Source organism: Microbulbifer taiwanensis, from assembly GCF_014904815.1.
GTDB classification, from domain to species: domain Bacteria; phylum Pseudomonadota; class Gammaproteobacteria; order Pseudomonadales; family Cellvibrionaceae; genus Microbulbifer; species Microbulbifer taiwanensis.
The window spans coordinates 134,027-147,218 of sequence record NZ_JACZFR010000007.1 but is presented as its reverse complement, the minus strand read 5'-3'; the positions used below and the strand labels follow the sequence as shown (position 1 = coordinate 147,218).

Annotated in this window: 15 protein-coding genes and 1 other RNA gene; 13 read left to right on the top strand and 3 right to left on the bottom strand. The window is 60.3% G+C overall.

Annotated features, from left to right (window positions below; all coding sequences use genetic code 11):
• Positions 1–59 precede the first annotated feature (59 nt).
• Complete coding sequence (locus tag IG627_RS02585; protein ID WP_193189608.1) at positions 60–653, top strand: 1-acyl-sn-glycerol-3-phosphate acyltransferase; 594 nt, start codon at positions 60–62, stop codon at positions 651–653.
• Positions 654–705: 52 nt separating this feature from the next.
• On the opposite strand, the gene fur is transcribed toward IG627_RS02585, so the two are convergent.
• Positions 706–1,110, bottom strand: a complete 405-nt coding sequence (gene fur / locus IG627_RS02580; RefSeq protein ID WP_193189606.1) for a ferric iron uptake transcriptional regulator — start codon at positions 1,108–1,110, stop codon at positions 706–708.
• A 314-nt stretch (positions 1,111–1,424) separates the two neighbouring features.
• On the opposite strand from fur, the gene IG627_RS02575 reads away from it, so the two are divergent.
• On the top strand, positions 1,425–1,769 hold the full coding sequence (locus IG627_RS02575; protein ID WP_193189604.1) for an outer membrane protein assembly factor BamE: 345 nt from the start codon (positions 1,425–1,427) through the stop codon (positions 1,767–1,769).
• A 23-nt stretch (positions 1,770–1,792) separates the two neighbouring features.
• Here the strand turns inward: IG627_RS02575 and IG627_RS02570 are convergent, their stop codons facing one another.
• Together IG627_RS02570 and IG627_RS02565 are read right to left on the bottom strand one after the other, a co-directional pair.
• Positions 1,793–2,128, bottom strand: coding sequence for an RnfH family protein (locus IG627_RS02570; protein ID WP_193189602.1), 336 nt, complete (start codon positions 2,126–2,128; stop codon positions 1,793–1,795).
• Positions 2,125–2,577 (bottom strand): type II toxin-antitoxin system RatA family toxin, encoded by a 453-nt coding sequence (locus tag IG627_RS02565; RefSeq protein ID WP_193189599.1) that lies wholly within the window; start codon positions 2,575–2,577, stop codon positions 2,125–2,127. Before IG627_RS02565 ends, IG627_RS02570 begins: the two co-directional genes overlap by 4 nt.
• A gap of 183 nt (positions 2,578–2,760) precedes the next feature.
• Here IG627_RS02565 and IG627_RS02560 point away from each other — a divergent pair, with 183 nt between their 5' ends.
• The 11 genes from IG627_RS02560 (at position 2,761) to IG627_RS02515 (ending at position 13,080) form a co-directional block, all read left to right on the top strand.
• Positions 2,761–4,179 (top strand): sodium-dependent transporter, encoded by a 1,419-nt coding sequence (locus tag IG627_RS02560; RefSeq protein WP_193189597.1) that lies wholly within the window; start codon positions 2,761–2,763, stop codon positions 4,177–4,179.
• Positions 4,180–4,182: 3 nt separating this feature from the next.
• A complete protein-coding gene (smpB, locus tag IG627_RS02555; protein WP_193189596.1) occupies positions 4,183–4,662 on the top strand; it encodes an SsrA-binding protein SmpB in 480 nt (159 codons plus the stop codon).
• Between the two features lie 83 nt (positions 4,663–4,745).
• On the top strand, positions 4,746–6,092 hold the full coding sequence (locus tag IG627_RS02550) for a sodium-dependent transporter (RefSeq protein WP_193189594.1): 1,347 nt from the start codon (positions 4,746–4,748) through the stop codon (positions 6,090–6,092).
• Positions 6,093–6,182: 90 nt separating this feature from the next.
• Positions 6,183–6,572: a transfer-messenger RNA gene (gene ssrA / locus IG627_RS02545) on the top strand.
• A 189-nt stretch (positions 6,573–6,761) separates the two neighbouring features.
• On the top strand, positions 6,762–7,991 hold the full coding sequence (locus IG627_RS02540) for a tyrosine-type recombinase/integrase (protein WP_193189592.1): 1,230 nt from the start codon (positions 6,762–6,764) through the stop codon (positions 7,989–7,991).
• A gap of 379 nt (positions 7,992–8,370) precedes the next feature.
• Positions 8,371–8,592, top strand: coding sequence for a helix-turn-helix transcriptional regulator (locus tag IG627_RS02535; protein ID WP_193189590.1), 222 nt, complete (start codon positions 8,371–8,373; stop codon positions 8,590–8,592).
• A gap of 9 nt (positions 8,593–8,601) precedes the next feature.
• Positions 8,602–8,928 (top strand): hypothetical protein, encoded by a 327-nt coding sequence (locus tag IG627_RS20810; RefSeq protein ID WP_226864628.1) that lies wholly within the window; start codon positions 8,602–8,604, stop codon positions 8,926–8,928.
• A gap of 187 nt (positions 8,929–9,115) precedes the next feature.
• Complete coding sequence (locus IG627_RS02530) at positions 9,116–10,015, top strand: hypothetical protein (protein WP_193189588.1); 900 nt, start codon at positions 9,116–9,118, stop codon at positions 10,013–10,015.
• Positions 10,016–10,530: 515 nt separating this feature from the next.
• Positions 10,531–11,232, top strand: a complete 702-nt coding sequence (locus IG627_RS02525; protein WP_193189586.1) for a hypothetical protein — start codon at positions 10,531–10,533, stop codon at positions 11,230–11,232.
• 2 nt (positions 11,233–11,234) lie between these two features.
• Positions 11,235–12,308 (top strand): helix-turn-helix domain-containing protein, encoded by a 1,074-nt coding sequence (locus tag IG627_RS02520; protein ID WP_193189584.1) that lies wholly within the window; start codon positions 11,235–11,237, stop codon positions 12,306–12,308.
• A 361-nt stretch (positions 12,309–12,669) separates the two neighbouring features.
• A complete protein-coding gene (locus tag IG627_RS02515; protein WP_193189582.1) occupies positions 12,670–13,080 on the top strand; it encodes a hypothetical protein in 411 nt (136 codons plus the stop codon).
• The last annotated feature ends 112 nt before the right edge of the window (positions 13,081–13,192 follow it).

Genomic DNA, 13,192 nt, shown 5'->3' with positions numbered 1-13,192 from the left:
ACTGACGCCTCAAGTCACACTATACTGCAACGCATTTTGTAGTAACCGTGACTCTCGAGATGCAAAGAACCATTTTCAACACTCCCATAGTGACCCCCATCCTGCGCCAGATCGCCAGGCTGCTGCTAAAACTGCACGGCTGGCGCGTGGTCTGCGACCAGAAGGCGCTGAAGCTAAAGAAATACGTGTTGCTGGGCGCCCCGCACACCAGCAATTGGGATGGCTACTACTTTATTCTCACCGCCCTCAAGCTCAAGCTGACACCGCAGTGGATGGGCAAGGACAAGCTGTTCAAGTTCCCCCTCGGCGCCACCATGCGCTGGTTCGGGGGCATAGCGGTGGATCGCAGCAAGGCCAACAACCTGGTCCAGGCCACCGTCGATCATTTCAATGAGAGCAAATCGCTGATTGTCGCGGTGCCGCCGGAGGGTACCCGGGGACGTAAGGAGCGCTGGAAGACCGGCTTCTACTATATAGCCCGCGGTGCCCAGGTGCCGGTGGTGTGCGGCTTCATCAATTTCCCCAGGAAGGAAGTAGGGCTGGGTCCGGTACTGGAAATGGGGGAAAACCTGGCCGCGGAACTGGCCAGATTCAGGGACTTTTACGCGGACAAGATCGGCAAATTCCCGGAGCGCTATACGCCGCCGGCCTGAGGTTAGACGCAGGATGGGCAAAGCGCAGCATGCCCATCCCACCCACCAACCACTACTTTTTCTTCACATAGAGCACCAGGCTGTGGCCGGTCAGCTCGTAGCCGTGTTCCTCGGCGATCTGCTGCTGCAGCTTCTCGATTTCCTCATTGTGGAATTCGATCACCTTGCCGGTATCGGTGCACACCATATGGTCGTGGTGGTCACCGCGATCCAGTTCGAACACCGAGTGGCCGCCATCGAAATTGTGGCGCATCACCAGGCCTGCACTCTCAAACTGGGTCAGCACCCGGTATACGGTGGCCAGGCCGACATCCTCACCCGCCTCGAGCAGCATTTTGTAGACATCTTCCGCACTCAGATGCTGCTCGCTGGCGCTCTCCAGCAGCTGCAGTATTTTGACTCGGGGCAGTGTGACTTTGAGGCCTGCCTTGCGCAGTTCCTGATTTTCGTTAGACATGAATAGGTTTTTCCCGGCCGGGTTCTCTGGTTTTTCGTTACGTTCATTGATCCGCTACAGGGGCCAGGCCCCGGAGCAGGCGCCCCATTGGCGTCTGTCAGCGCGCGAACTCTTCGGGTATTATCCATGCCCAGCGGAGTCAGCGGAACCCCAGACTCTTCCGGGTCACTCTCGAGGCGCCTCCACCTGCGGGCCGGGGGAACTTTCCTCACCGGAAAGCGCCTATTCCTTTTAACCGCAAACAACCGGGGGCGACCATGGCCGCGATCCCGGGTCGGGCAACCGCTGGCCGACAATCGATAATGGAGCAATGAATGCCGTCTAGCCTGAGAATCCTCGCCATTGCGGGCCTGTGTGCCCTGCTCGGCGCCTGCAGCCTGTTCAAGTTTCCCGGCGTGCACCGCATCGAGGTGCAACAGGGCAATATCATCACCCAGGAAATGGTCGACCAGTTGAAGCCCGGCATGACCCGCCGCCAGGTGCGCTTCGTACTGGGCACCCCGCTGCTGGAGGACACCTTCAACCCGAATCGCTGGGATTACCTCAATCGCGTGCGCGACCCCAAGGGCGAAGTCAGCCAGAAGCGCTTCAGCGTCTACTTCAATGGCGACATGCTGATCGCCACCAGCGGCGACTGGCAGCCGGCGGGCTGGCCGTAAGCGGCCGCTCATAAGGGCTCCTGCTACTGCTGTTTTCGCTCTGCGAGCTTCCTCGCCTTCTCTGCGCGCTGCTTGCGCGCCTCCTTCGGGTCGGCAATCAGCGGCCGGTAGACTTCCACCCTGTCTCCCGGCTGCAGCACATACTGATCCGGCGGGGCCAGCCCCTTGGTACCCAGTGCCTGTCCGAATATGCCCAGTTTGGCACTGGCCGGGTCCACCTCCGGATACTCCTCCGGAATACCAGAGCGCACCAGCGCCTCCAGCGCCGTGGTACCCGGCTGCACCAGCAGGTGCATCAATCGCTGCTCATGGGGTAGCGCATAGACCACTTCCACCGCGATTGTCTTTATATCTGTCATGCGTTCCTCCCATTCTGTTCGCCATACACCTGTTCGGCACGCTCGCACATGGCGCCCACCATCTGGCTGGCGAGATCGCTGAAAAGCTTGCCCACCGCGGCGGCGATCAGGCGGCTCTTGAGGCTGAAGGACAGGGAGAAGGTCACCTTGCAGGCATCCTCCGCCAGCGGCACAAACTGCCAGTGGCCTGAAAAGGACTCGAAGGGACCGTCCACCAGTGTCAGCGTCATGCTCTGCGGCCGCACAAGTTGATTGCGCGTAACAAAGCTCTGGCGAATGCCGGCGCGCGCCAGATCGAGGCGCGCCTCCAGGGTGTGTTCGTCGCTGTACAAAACTTCAGCACCGCGACAGCCGGGCAGGAATTGCGGATAGCTGGCCACATCGTTGACCAGGTCAAACATCTGCTCCGCACTGTGCATCACCAGCGCGCTGCGCTCTATTTCGGTCATTCTTACTGTCAATTCCAATACTGTAGGTAGAATTGCCTGTCCTGTGCGTCGAGCGGGCGATTTTGCCAGTCGGCGCTACTCAAGCAAGGCAATTCCTGCAACAATCGCGGTTTTAACTGGCCGGTCGGGCCGGATCAAAATCACACGACAAGAAAGTCTGAGAAAAATAATAGCGAGAATACTATGTCCGCAGTGAGAGAGCATTTTGGATCGCGGCTGGGCTTTATCCTGGCCGCTGCGGGTTCTGCCGTGGGGATCGGCAACCTGGTGGCCTTCCCGGTGGCGGCCACCAAGAGCGGGGGCGGCGCCTTCCTGCTGATGTACGCGCTCTTTGTCTTTTTTATCTGCCTGCCGGTGATGATGGCGGAACTGGCGATGGGGCGTCGCGCCGACAAGGACCCGGTGGGCGCTTACCGGCAGCTCTCCGGCGGCTCGCGTGGGTGGAGCATTCCCGGTTGGATGGCCCTGGCCACGCCGTTTATGATCGCGGTCTTCTACCTGGTGGTCACCGTCTGGGTACTGGGCTACCTGATTGAGACCCTGCGCGGCAACCTCGACCTGCTCGCCACTGAAGCCCACTTCGGCCAGTTTATCAACTCGCCGGTAGTCTTTCTCTACCTGGTAGTACTGATGGTGGCGATCAACGGGATTCTCGCCATGGGGGTCAAGGACGGTATCGAGCGCGCGGCCAAGACCCTGATGCCGATGCTGTTCGTGATGCTGCTGGGGTTGGTGCTCTTCGTCCTCACCCGCGAGAATGCCATGCTCGGCGTAAAGTATTACCTGATACCGGACTTCGGCAAGATCGACAGTGCCGTGGTCAGCAAGGCCATGGCCCAGGCCTTCTTCTCCCTGTCCCTCGGCATGGGCATCATGATCACCTACGGCTCCTATATGAAGAAGCGGGACTCGATTCCGGGCTCCTCCCGCGCCGTGGCGATCACCGATACGCTGGTGGCCTTTACCGCCGGCCTGCTGATACTGCCGAGCATTTTCCACTTCGACCCGCAAATTGACCCGTCCGAGCTGAGCGACTCCTCCGCGGGCATGATCTTCCTGTTCCTGCCCAAGATCTTCCTCTCCCTGCAGGACAGCGTCGGCTATTTCGGCGCCAGCGCCTTCGCCGCCGCGTTCTTTTTCCTGGTGCTGGTAGCTGCGATCACCTCCCTGGTGTCCATCATCGAGGTGCCCATCGCCACCCTGCGCGACGAGCGCGGCATGAGCCGCAGGAAGGCCATTTACACCATTGCCGCGGTACAGTTTGTGCTGGCCATCGGTTGCGCCGTATCCTTTGGCATGGTCAACTTCTTCACCCAGTTCGTGCAGCTTGCGGGCGCCGACAAGTCTTTCTTCGACCTGGTGGAGATCATCTTCTACGACACCATACTGCCGCTCAACGGCCTGCTGGTGTGCCTGTTCGTGATCTACAAGTGGAAGAAGGCCAACTTCGACCAGGAGCTGCAGGAGGGCGACAGCACCTTCACCGGCTCCGTCTCACAAAAATACATCAACTTCTCCCTGGGAACCTTTATCCCACTGCTCCTGCTGTTGATCTTTATCAACACCGTGGCCCTGAAGTTTTTTGGACACAGTTTTATCTAGTTTATGGCGAAAAAGAAAAAGGCCCCGACTTCCAACACCATAGCCCTGAACAAAAAGGCCAAGCACGACTACTTCATCGAGGAGAAGTTCGAGGCGGGCCTGGAGATGCAGGGATGGGAGGTGAAGAGCTGCCGCGAGGGCAAGGCCCAGCTCACCGACAGCTACGTCATTTTCAAGAATGGCGAGGCCTGGCTGCTGGGCGCGCGTATCCAGCCGCTGCCCAGCGCCTCAACCCACTTCGTTACCGAGCCGGACCGCACCCGCCGCCTGCTGCTCAACAAGCGCGAGCTGGCAAAACTGATCGCTGCCGTAGAGCAGAAGGGTCACGCAGTAGTGGCCACGGCGCTCTACTGGAAGAAACACCTGATCAAGTGCGAGATAGCCCTGGGCAAGGGCAAGGCCAAGCACGACAAGCGCGAAACCGAAAAGTCGCGCGACTGGAACCGCGAGAAGCAGCGCCTGATGCGCAGCGAACACAAGTAATTTCAACAGAGCGACGGACGTAGGGTGCGCCGCGCGCACCAGATTACACCCGCACTGACAGAAGAATAATGAAGAGAGTTACCATGAGTGCACCGCGAGGACAATTCAGCTCCAACATCGGCTTCCTGATGGCTGCGGCGGGCTCCGCCGTTGGGCTGGGCAATATCTGGGGCTTCCCCACCAAGGCTGCCAGCAACGGCGGCGCCGCCTTTGTGGTGGTCTACCTACTGCTGGCCTTCCTGCTCGCCTACCCGGCACTGATGGCCGAACTGACCATCGGTCGCCACGCGCGCCGTAATATGGTGCAGGCACTGCGCGAGATTTCCATCGGCCCCATCAGCCGCTTCTTCGGCAGCCTCGCCGGTTTCGGCGGCATATTGGTGGCCTCCCTGATCCTGAGCTTTTATGCGATCGTGGCCGGCTGGATGGTCGCCCACCTGGCGGAACCCTTCGCCAGCCTGTTCGGTGCCAGTGGCGCCGTGGAGTGGCTCACCGGCAACAGCACCGCGCGCAACCTCACCTTTACCGCGATATTCAGCGGCCTGACCATGCTGATCATTGCCGCCGGCGTGGAAAAGGGGATAGAGCGCTGGTCCACCCTGCTGATGCCGTCGCTGATCATCCTGCTGCTGCTGCTGATCGCCTATGTACTGACCCAGCCCGGCGCGGTGACCGGCCTCGAGGTCTACCTGATGCCGGACTTCAGCCACCTGTCACCCAAGCTGCTGATCGCGGCCATGGGCCAGGCCTTTTTCTCCCTGTCACTGGGGGTCGGCACCATGCTGATCTACGGCTCTTACCTGAGCCAGCAGGAGAGCCTGCCGCGCCTCGGCGCCCTGGTGACCCTGATCGACGTGGGTATCGCCTTTACCGCCGGCCTGCTGATTCTGCCGGCCATGTATGTGGCCCAGGAAGCCGGCACGCAGATTTTCTCGGAATCCGGTGAACTGATCGCCGGCCCCGGCCTGATTCTGCAGGTACTGCCGGCCCTGTTCGACACCATGGGCACCGCCGGCCTGTTCGTGGCCATCGCCTTTTTCGCCCTGATGGTGATCGCCTCCCTGACCTCCTCAATCTCCATGCTGGAGGTGCCGGTGGCCTTCACCATCGAGAACCTGGGCGTGCCGCGCCGCCTCGCGACCCCATTGGTGGGACTGATCATCTTTGCCATCAGCAGCACCATCATTGTCAATTTCGACACACTGTTCGGCCTGGTGGTCAGCATCAGCACCGAATACGGCCAGCCGCTGCTGGGCGTGGCCCTGTGCGTCTTCGCCGGCTGGATCTGGCGTCGCGACCAGCTGCTGGCGGAGCTCAAGAAGGGCCACGAGAACATAGAACAGACACTATTCTGGAAGATCTGGCCCTGGTATGTGCGCATCGTCTGCCCGCTACTGATACTGACCGCCTTCGCCCAGTCAGTCATGTAAGTGAGCAGAAGATCTCCACCGGGGCGCCTGAGACGTGTTGTTAAGGGGACATTTCAGGTATAATTTAGTGACACAAGAGTGTTTCTTATCGGGGATGACTTGGATTCGACGCCGGTAACGAAACCATGGGTGCATGCCGTGATGGCAGCCAATCACGTAAATCCAAAGCTGCAATTTATTAGTTGCCAACGACGACAACTACGGTGCCCAACTCGCTGCGTAAGCAGCTTGTGAAGCACTAACTAAGGGTTCGTCCCTTAGCGGCCTTCAGCAAGGTTCCAGTACCGCGCTGCAGGCTGTTATACAGAACTGGATCGCTGTGAACCGCGCCTGTCGGGGATCCGCTAAAACTTTCACAGGCTCGCCAATTACGTCTTGCCCGTCGGGCTGTATGCGGCTAAATCAATAGACGGAACTAAGCATGTAGAGCCTCTGGCAGAGTGCTGACGGACGCGGGTTCGACTCCCGCCATCTCCACCAACTACCTGTCCCAGACAGACCACAAAAGCCCCGGAAGCCTAGTGCTCTCGGGGCTTTTGCTTATCAGACCCATCCCAGTTAATCTAATCCAACCCGTCCAAATCTAACCCCAGTTGGCCGGGTTATTGGACGGGTTGAGCCCACCGACACCGTCCAACCCGTCCAAACCCCAGCAAGGAAGGCGCAGCCATGCCCCTGTCAGATACCAAGATCCGGGCGCTCAAGCCCCGCGACAGGAAGTACATCGAGGTCGACGAGAAAGGCCTGGCCGTTGAGGTCACCCCCACCGGTGCAAAGCGCTGGGTATTCCGCTTCCGCCTTCACGGCAAACGCCCCGAGATGGCCCTGGGGCTTTACCCTGATGTGAGCCTGAAGCGCGCGCGGGAACTCCGCGACGAGGCCCGCCAGCACGTGGCCGCCGGCATAGACCCCCGCGACGTGAAGCGCGCCCGCAAGGAATCCGCTCTCGAGGCCAACCGCAACAGCTTCGCCGCCGTCAGTGGGGAGTGGTTCGCGGCCCGGATGGCGCACCTGTCCAAATCATCCAAAGACCGCGCCCAGCGCGCCCTCCACAGCGACCTGCTGCCCTACCTGGGCAAACGCCCCATTGCCGAAATCACCGCCCCGGAAGTGCTGCGATGCCTGCGCCGGATCGAGAGCCGCGGCGCCCTGGAAACCGCCCACCGGGTGAAGCGGGTAGCCAGCCAGGTATTCCGCTTCGCTGTGGCCACCGGCAAGGCCGACCGCGACCCCACCAGCGACCTGAGCGGCGCACTCACCCCCACCAAGAAAAAGCACCTGGCCGCGATTACCGACCCCGTGGGGGCGGGCCGCCTGATGGCCTCCATAGACGGGTATCAGGGAACCCCTGTGGTGAGAACGGCCCTCAAGCTGTCCCCGCTGCTGTTCTGCCGCCCCGGGGAGCTGCGCAAGCTGGAGTGGTCGGAAATCAACTGGGAGGCCTGCCAGATAGAGCTGCCGGCCGAGAAGATGAAAATGGGTGAGCCGCATATTATCCCGCTGGCGGAGCAGGCGCTGGCGCTGCTGCGGGAGCTGGAGCCCCTCACCGGCCGCGGCAAGTATGTTTTCCCATCTGCCCGGGGCCAGAGCCGCCCCCTGTCCGATAACGGCGTCAGGACTGCGCTACGCTCCCTGGGCTATGACAACGACACCATGACCGCCCACGGCTTCCGCGCAATGGCGAGAACACTGCTGGACGAGGTTCTGGGCTTCCGGGTGGACTACATCGAGCACCAGCTGGCGCACGGAGTGAAGGACACTCTGGGGCGCGCTTACAACCGCACCAAGCATCTGCCCCAGCGGGCCGCAATGATGCAGAAATGGGCGGACTACCTGGACAACCTGCAGGTACAGGCCGGCGCCGACAACGTGATTACCGCGGCGTTTGGCGAGCGGTAGCCATTATTAAGCTAAAGCCCGCTAAAGCCGTCTCAGGCAGCGTTGACAGTTGGCGGAGTTGAGGGTAAATTCTGCTATAGCTTGCAAGAGCTGTAAGCGCATCAACCAGACACCCGAAAGCCCGCACCTCGCGGGCTTTTTTAATCCTCAAACCTCCCCACTTATCTTAAATGCGTTGACCTGTGACCTTTGAGTGGGTAAATTTTGCTACGCTGCGCGAAAGCTGTAGGCGCACGACCAGAATCATCTGAAGCCCGCAAATAGCGGGCTTTTTTGTGCCCCAAATTTCATCCGTAAACCCGCCTCTGTGCGGGTTTTTTTGTACCTGTAAACCGGCCTCGAGCCGGTTTTTTTATGCCTGAAGGCTGGAGAACTGACCATGCAAAAAGACCTGTCCCAACCACCAACCGTTAACCCCGCGGCCATGTATCGGGCGCCGGAATGTGCGCGCCTGTTTGGCATTGGCCTTTCCACCTGGTGGAACTGGACCAAGACCGGACGCGCCCAGCGCGGAATCAAGCTGGGCCCGAAAACCACCGTATGGGAAGGCTCCTATCTGCTGGAGCTGAAGCGGGAACTTATCGCGGAAGCACAATGTTAGGAGAGCGCCATGGAAGGAATCAGAACCGCCCCGGCACAGGGCGGCCCCGTTACAGCGGATAGCACCGGTAATGATATCACCCCCAAGCGGCTTCGCCTCAGCCCTCGCCAGCGGCGGGCATTGGTGGCCCTCCTGGATCGCCCCCGCAGTCGTGAAGACTTGGACCGGATAGCTGGCACCAGCAACAGCCCGGACCTTGTGGGACGGCTTAGGAAACGCGGAATTACCATTCTGTGCGAGCACGTGAGCCACACCGACCGTGACGGGGTGAAAGGCTGGCACGGCGTCTACAGGCTGCCGGAAAGCGAGAGGCGGCGCCTTGGGGGTGTACTGTGAGATATGTCGTCGAAATAGAGCAGGTAATCACGATCCCCATGGTGGTAGACGCCAGCTCTCAGCGTGAAGCGCGGGCAGTGGCAACGCAGCTACTGCAGCGCAGCACTGAGGGCGCCCCCGAGGCCGTGGGCGACCCAATAGCAGAGGCGCCCCACATTCGCAGTGTGCGAAAGCTGGGGGGGTGACAGTGGATCCAAGCAAGCCGCTATTGCCGCCCCTGCTGGCCCGCGGCGATGTTGTGGAAGTGGTGCGCGGGGTACTGACGATAACGCCAGCCAGCGGCCTCCCTGTGCCGCCTGAGTGGCTGCGAGAGCACCAGCACCAGATAACCACAGAGGCCGCCCGCGCTGCTGGAGTGGATGCCCTGGAGTATCTGGGCTATTCGGTCGGCAATTATGGCCCCAGCAAGCGCGGCGGCGTGTCGCTGCAATTCCGCAACCTGGTTGACGGCAGCGAGCGCTATTCCGTATTCAACGCGGAGACGCGCCGGGACAGGAACACACAGCACGGCAAGAAGGGCGCCCCCCTACCTCGAGGACAGTTCCGGGTGACCGAGCGCTTCAAGTTCTACGGCTTCTGGCTGTCCACCGGGTTACCTGTGCCCCGGCGCCTGAGCGCCTTTCACGATTACATGGGCAAGCTGGCCGGCCTGGTATTCACCGGTACCGCCACCGATGGCGAGCGGGTGGGCGACCTGTGCCCGCTGTCCCTGAGCCATAACGACCTGGTGCGGCTGCTGGGGGTGAATACGGTACCAGATGCCGGGGCGGCACCTGGAGCCGGGGTGGTCACTGTGACAAGGGGGGACACCCTGCCGGTAGAGTTTGGCGCCGGACAACTCCCGGACAATTGCCGGACAACTCCCGGACAACTGCCGGACAACTTCCGGACAAGCGCGCCGGACAAGGAAGCCGCGCAAAGCCAGCAACCACGGGGGATAGAGCCGGATGAAAGTACGGGGCGAGAAAAGCACGGTAATACGGTAATAAGGGAACGCGGGTATACGGGCACCCCCTTCCCCTCCCCCACTCTCCCCCAAGAACAAACCAATGAGGAGTGGCTGGCTGACTTTGAGGGCGCGGGCTGATTCAGTCATCGGGGCGCCACTCTGCCAGGCGACCGGTTCAGTCACTGAGGTGGCGCGGGTCCTTCCCACGCCTTCGCTCATACGGGTCCGCAGCAGCGCGAGGTTCCGCTATTTACGGGATTTTTTTTCAGGGGGTTGGTTGTTGGTCATTGGCCGCACCGGATACAGCGAGACGCGCAGAAAACCCCTGCTTTATAAGTGCGACAGCGCACCGCTGCGCAGTCGTGGGGCCGCTGTAATGACCAACCTAGCCCCTTGGCGGGGTTGGCTATTCCGCGCAGCCTGGCAGCCGCCGGCGGACACCCCCAGAGGGGAGAGGGTGACGATCTGATAACGCACCCGGCGTTACCAACAGCGCAGCTCTGTAAGGAAATACAGGTTGAATGGATATTCAGGGGAGGCCACACCCCGGAGCGACATACCCACGCGACCGTTTCTGCTGTTGCCCTCCGCCGGCGGCGGAAAAGCGCCATCGAGATTCTGGGGGAGTTTATCCGGACGCAGTGGGGAAACACTTGACGAAGTTAATTTTTGACACCACAATCGAGGCCAAGAAAATTAACCCAGGCTTCATTATGCACCCTTCACGAATCTATCGAGAGTCCCATGAGATTCCGGGAGAGCTTTCCCAGTTTGATGTCTCTGTTTCAGAACTTCAGCAGGTCGCGCTGGCGGCGATTTCGGCCCGCAATGAGGCCACTGCGCTGCATCCCCAGAACGCCCCCGGAATGTACTCTTATATGGCCGGAGTCGCCGCATTGAGAGCACTTTTTATTCAGAAGCGAGACTGGGAAATAGCCCGGCCGAACGGCGTTGAGGCGGTTGCGAACAAGCGGCTGGAAAAGCTGATCCTGTTTCAGAATGTGGATTTTGCCTGCGGCCGGCACGATCCGAACCCCGTAAGTAGCAAGGGAAGAGGTGTGGCCGCTCTGGTGGACAATCCCTCTGGCTACCTCTGGGACTACATGGCAGAAGAGGCTCGGCAATGCGAGAATCTGCACACATGGTTCTTTTGTGTATCCTGTAATGGAGATGAGGTGAGAGCGGAGTTGTCGCGTCCGAGAGCCGTTGAAAATGGGAATTTCGGCACCTTTGCAGAACGCATTTTCATCATTCAGGATGAGGATTGGAACCCGGCAGGGGGTAACAGTGACAATGACAGTGACGCCGATTATCAGGGCGAAGAATTTGATATAACGGTTACAAAAAAGAGGTAGTCATGTTCAATCCTTCAAGGTTGACTATTGCCAGAAAGCGCAGGCGGCTTACTGGCAGGGAGTTAGCTGGCTTTGCGGGTATCACGCCTGAACATTTATCGCGGATCGAAAAGGGCAAGGTCGACAATGTCGAGGATGCGACAATCAAAGCGCTCGCCAAAGCCTTGAATTATCCGGTCGCCTTTTTTGCGGGCGACGATATAGACATACCCACAAAGGATACGGCGGCCTTCCGCAGCCTATCGGCCATGTCAGCCAAGGAGCGTGAGGCAGCCCTATCAGCCGGGTCCCTGGCGCATCTGCTGGCGGACTGGGCGTCTGAGCGTTTCAATCTGCCAGAACTGGACTTGATTGATGCGCGGCATGGCATGAGCCCCGAGGCCGCTGCGAAAGCTCTGCGTTCCTATTGGGGACTCGGAGAGCGGCCGGTATCCAATGTAGTAAAGCTACTGGAGTCCAAAGGGATCAGAGTCTTTTCACTGGCTGAAGACACCAAGAATGTTGACGCCTTCTCCTGCTGGCGAAACGGTGTCCCCTACATTTTCCTGAACACGTTCAAGACCTCAGAACGCAGTCGGTTTGACGCTATGCATGAGCTGGGCCACTTGGTTCTGCACCGCCACGGCAAGCCGCAGGGACGCCAGGCGGAAAGCGAGGCGGACAGTTTCGCCTCCCATTTTCTGATGCCTTCTATGGATGTGGTTGCGAACATTCCATTTGTCACCTCCCTGAAACAGCTGGTTCAGGCCAAGAAGCGCTGGGGGGTTTCCGTTGCTGCTCTGGCTTATCGGCTACACAAGGCCGGCAAACTAAGCGACTGGCAGTATCGAAACTTCTGCATGCTCATCAACAAGCAGTTTGGCCGGTCTGAACCCGATGGGCTGCCCAGGGAGCGCTCCATCGTCTGGGAAAAGATATTCCGGGAACTCTGGAAGGAACGCACCACCAGAGAGCAGGTAGCCGAAGAGTTGTGCCTCCCCCTTGAGGAGGTGGACGGACTGGTATTCAACCTGGCGGAGGCCAGCCCATCAACCGGCACCAGGCCGGTGGGTACCCCACAACTCAGATTGGCCTAATCGGGCCCGTTTCTGGTCCGGCGCGGAGGGTGCCAATAAGCTCCTCTGGCGCCGCCGCCTCCACAATCCCCCGCTGGGCAGCCCTGCAGTTATTGACCCCAGTTAATCTAATGGCCTATTCTGGATCCGCTGTCGCAAAATCGGCAGCCGGGATTGAGACCCCGAAATTACAAGGCGCGTCGAAGTCGCCTACCCGTGTATGCGGCTTTTTTTGTGCGCGACAGCTCCCTGTTATGGCGGGCTGGCGTAGGGGGCATTGCGCCCGCCGTTCCCTTGTAGCGGTAGTCTCAACCTGCGTTCAGCCTGCCACCCTGCCGTGATTGAGACCGCGCCGGGTGGCCACCCATACAAGGAACCAGTCATGGATATCACCCTGCCCCCTCGCCGCGGATACAGACCTGAGCCCGCCCCGTTGGAAAACCTGCCCTTCGTCTACCGTCCGGGCCGGCGCAACAAGAAAGCCAGGCGCAGTAACTGGAAGCTGCCGCCAGTCGACGATTACGGCCAGGCCTGCGACCTTGGGCGCGAATACGCCGCCCACTTCGTCCAGTATCTGAAAGACAATCCGTTCTGGGTGGGCAAGAACCTGCTGGGCCTGATCCTGGCCGATATCGATTATCGGGACAGCACCGCCGCCAAGGGGTGCCATGTGGGCTTTTTCTCCCACCTGGAGCGCCTGCTATACGCACAGGCTGTGCGTATGGATGTGTTCGACGATGTGGACCGCCTCAGGTGGGGCCACGTCGACACCCTCACCGACGACTCGCAATGACCCCCGGAGCCCCGCCTGCCGATCCCTCGCCACCCTCTGTATCTGCTGGCGGCCGGGGCCTGCCCCACTCTGATTCGCGTGGGGGTGGCCTGCCCCCTTGCACACCGGCGCC

What these genes read in the sequence shown, in the direction of transcription:
- IG627_RS02540 (WP_193189592.1), top strand. Translation starts at nt 6,762, where the DNA reads ATGCCCCTGTCAGATACCAAGATCCGGGCGCTCAAGCCCCGCGACAGG.
- IG627_RS02535 (WP_193189590.1), top strand. Translation starts at nt 8,371, where the DNA reads ATGCAAAAAGACCTGTCCCAACCACCAACCGTTAACCCCGCGGCCATG.
- fur (WP_193189606.1), bottom strand. Translation starts at nt 1,110, where the DNA reads ATGTCTAACGAAAATCAGGAACTGCGCAAGGCAGGCCTCAAAGTCACA.
- IG627_RS02585 (WP_193189608.1), top strand. Translation starts at nt 60, where the DNA reads ATGCAAAGAACCATTTTCAACACTCCCATAGTGACCCCCATCCTGCGC.
- IG627_RS02560 (WP_193189597.1), top strand. Translation starts at nt 2,761, where the DNA reads ATGTCCGCAGTGAGAGAGCATTTTGGATCGCGGCTGGGCTTTATCCTG.
- IG627_RS20810 (WP_226864628.1), top strand. Translation starts at nt 8,602, where the DNA reads ATGGAAGGAATCAGAACCGCCCCGGCACAGGGCGGCCCCGTTACAGCG.
- IG627_RS02520 (WP_193189584.1), top strand. Translation starts at nt 11,235, where the DNA reads ATGTTCAATCCTTCAAGGTTGACTATTGCCAGAAAGCGCAGGCGGCTT.
- IG627_RS02570 (WP_193189602.1), bottom strand. Translation starts at nt 2,128, where the DNA reads ATGACAGATATAAAGACAATCGCGGTGGAAGTGGTCTATGCGCTACCC.
- IG627_RS02565 (WP_193189599.1), bottom strand. Translation starts at nt 2,577, where the DNA reads ATGACCGAAATAGAGCGCAGCGCGCTGGTGATGCACAGTGCGGAGCAG.
- smpB (WP_193189596.1), top strand. Translation starts at nt 4,183, where the DNA reads ATGGCGAAAAAGAAAAAGGCCCCGACTTCCAACACCATAGCCCTGAAC.
- IG627_RS02550 (WP_193189594.1), top strand. Translation starts at nt 4,746, where the DNA reads ATGAGTGCACCGCGAGGACAATTCAGCTCCAACATCGGCTTCCTGATG.
- IG627_RS02515 (WP_193189582.1), top strand. Translation starts at nt 12,670, where the DNA reads ATGGATATCACCCTGCCCCCTCGCCGCGGATACAGACCTGAGCCCGCC.
- IG627_RS02575 (WP_193189604.1), top strand. Translation starts at nt 1,425, where the DNA reads ATGCCGTCTAGCCTGAGAATCCTCGCCATTGCGGGCCTGTGTGCCCTG.